Origin of the sequence: Vibrio sp. 10N.247.310.17, assembly GCF_041466605.1 — a bacterium.
Lineage (GTDB): Bacteria > Pseudomonadota > Gammaproteobacteria > Enterobacterales > Vibrionaceae > Vibrio > Vibrio tasmaniensis_A.
This window is the reverse complement of the sequence record NZ_JBFSTC010000186.1, coordinates 1-2,549: the sequence shown is the minus strand read 5'-3', so window position 1 is coordinate 2,549 and position 2,549 is coordinate 1. Positions and strand designations below refer to the sequence as shown.

The 2,549-nt window shown below is 34.5% G+C and carries 2 protein-coding genes and 1 pseudogene; 1 reads left to right on the top strand and 2 read right to left on the bottom strand.

Annotated features, from left to right (window positions below):
- Positions 1-93 precede the first annotated feature (93 nt).
- On the top strand, positions 94-957 hold the full coding sequence (locus tag AB6D80_RS24605) for a hypothetical protein (RefSeq protein ID WP_372189897.1): 864 nt from the start codon (positions 94-96) through the stop codon (positions 955-957).
- Between the two features lie 946 nt (positions 958-1,903).
- Here the strand turns inward: AB6D80_RS24605 and AB6D80_RS24600 are convergent.
- Both AB6D80_RS24600 and AB6D80_RS24595 read right to left on the bottom strand, forming a co-directional pair.
- A complete protein-coding gene (locus AB6D80_RS24600) occupies positions 1,904-2,047 on the bottom strand; it encodes a hypothetical protein (RefSeq protein ID WP_157044877.1) in 144 nt (47 codons plus the stop codon).
- A 78-nt stretch (positions 2,048-2,125) separates the two neighbouring features.
- Positions 2,126-2,500 (bottom strand): annotated as a pseudogene (locus AB6D80_RS24595) (NnrS family protein); the annotation flags it as partial.
- Positions 2,501-2,549 lie beyond the last annotated feature (49 nt).

The following is a 2,549-nucleotide window of genomic DNA, read 5'->3' as shown; positions in this document are numbered from 1 at the left end:
AGAAGCTGCTTAATAAGCAAGCAAATGATGACAACTACCTTGAAAAACACCGTATCCACAACACTCTACAAGATATTTTAGACGGATTAGATAATGAATGAGCAAATTTTAGATAGCATAAGTCGGAACAAATACCTTGTTTATTTAGACAATGTTGGAATTGATATTAATGTAATAAAAGAGGTAATAATAAGAAATATTAATAAAGATGAAATGGAATTATTTGTCAATCGTTCTCATCAACGATTGTCTCCTAATGTGTACCTAGATAGCTTAGTATTTAAATACGTATGCAAGCATTTGCATGACGAATATAAAAGCTCTCTGATTTTTGAAGGTGAAATAAAACTAGATATAAAAACAATTATTGCTACTTCTAAGTCCTTAATCCAAAGACCCAGAATACGAAAACCTTCTGATGTAGTGATGGGCTTTAAAGAGCCTGATTATGAAGAGGGCTTTAGAGTGATCTCTAGATTTGAAAGAGAATTAAGTGAAAAAAATTATGGAGAAATAGGGGAAAGTAAAGGAGGTGTAATATTTGAAGGTTTACTTCCATATAAAATAGAAATGAACCCTTTAGTTGAGAGATATTCGTCTAACCATATTTGGGAAAATAGCTACTACCTTGGAGAGCCCTTTATACAGGGCTTTAATGCAAGTATTAATAGCATCGAATCTCAATACGTTTTATGGATGAATAGCGAATTATTAAACATGCTTGGACTAAAATTAGATAATTACAATGAAGGTCTAAGGGCATTAAATAGCAATGATGAAATCGTTTTACAATTTAGATGTTGGAGAGAACAATTAATTGGTAATGGCGCTTCATTTGTTGGGATGGACTCAAATATTGCAAAGCTTGAAGGTTGTGATTTGATATTAAGAGAGGATTATTTTAGTAAACTTAAGAAAATCATTCCTAATGTCGTGCTTTATACGGACGTATTGTAACGCTGACGTATCGAATAATTAAACAATCGGTTTTATTGCAAAATCAGTTACTTTTTTGTATTCGAAAGTAATTTCTTTATTAAGATAGTAAGTACCAACGGGAAAATTATCAATACTTAAGTGATTGATATTATGGAAAATGAAAGAACTAAAATTCTCGATAAATTATTTATAGCTACTCATCAAAAGTGATTGCTTCTGTCTACGTCATACTCATTGTAATGTAACTTGTAGTAATGTTTGTTCCGAACAAACATTACTAACAAACAAACTTACTGAACATTGACCTATGGTTTACCAAACATATAATGCAAACAATCTGCATTTCCTCTAATTTACCCATAACACCGCAAACATCAGATAAATAATCGGATTTCCTTGACGGTTAACGGTTTTATCGCTATTAATATGTACCAGACATACGGTTAAATTGATTTTTGATAAAAACAGATAACCCATTGTAATTACAGCACTTTTGATTGATAGGTGTAGCATTCAAATCCCTATCCCTCCACCACATTTAAGAAAGCCGCTGAGAAATCAGCGGCTTTTTTGCATCTAGCGTAAAGTTAATCGAATCTAAAAGTCAGTTAGTCAACCAGTCAAAATTCTTAACTATCGGAATCAGACTTAAACCTGTTTATCACGGCAACTTCAAGCCTATTACCGCTCTGTTGTATTTAAACATATAGCATAGGTAACTGACTCTTTACCTTTATAACCTATCGAAATTCGACGTCACTGTTGCAACAAAACATCCCTGCCAATAAACATGTAGACCTACGCCACCAATGCATGACCAAGTAACTTGAAGAATTGGGGGATGTTTATTGGAATAGTGCCCTAGGTTTCTTCAGGTTCTCATTGTGAATACATAACGATAAAAAAATCCAGAGGCTTCATCGAAGTCTCTGGATTTTTAAATTTGGCTTGAGTGCAGATCTAATTAAGCGTTTTCTTGCTTAGTATCTTGCTGCTCTGCTTGTTTTTTTTGTTCAGCTTCATTTGCTTTTTCTTCGTGGTTTGAACCACCACATCCGCCACAACAGCTCATAATTATGCTCTCTTTGATTGTATTTAAGTAACTCATTAAGGTCATAATATTAAAGATGCATTTTAAATGCAGCTTTAATATTAGCCAAATTGGCTGCTTGGTGTCTTGAGGTATTTAAGCCCTTGGTTTTATTAAAATTGGTAAGTACAACACAACGAAACAACTGTACGCGACAACCCACAGAGCACTCGATAAGGTGATGATAGAGACAATATTATTGGTAAAGTATCCACCAAATACTCGAACAATAAAGGCAAAAACAATGGCAATTAACGCCGCAGTCATTATTTTACCAATCGCAATAGCTCGACCTGTATGTCCTAGAGAGACGCGTGAGATCATTGATAAGATCATCACCCCCATTCCACCCACGGTTAAGGCATGAATCGCTTGTGATTGTGTGACCAATGACGAAATGATCGAAACGCCATACAAGACCAACCCTAACGAAATTGCCCAGTAGCTTAAGTGTAAAGACCACACAAGAGGTAACACTGATCATTTAAGCATTTTCCTGATCAGTTGAACGATCCTACAG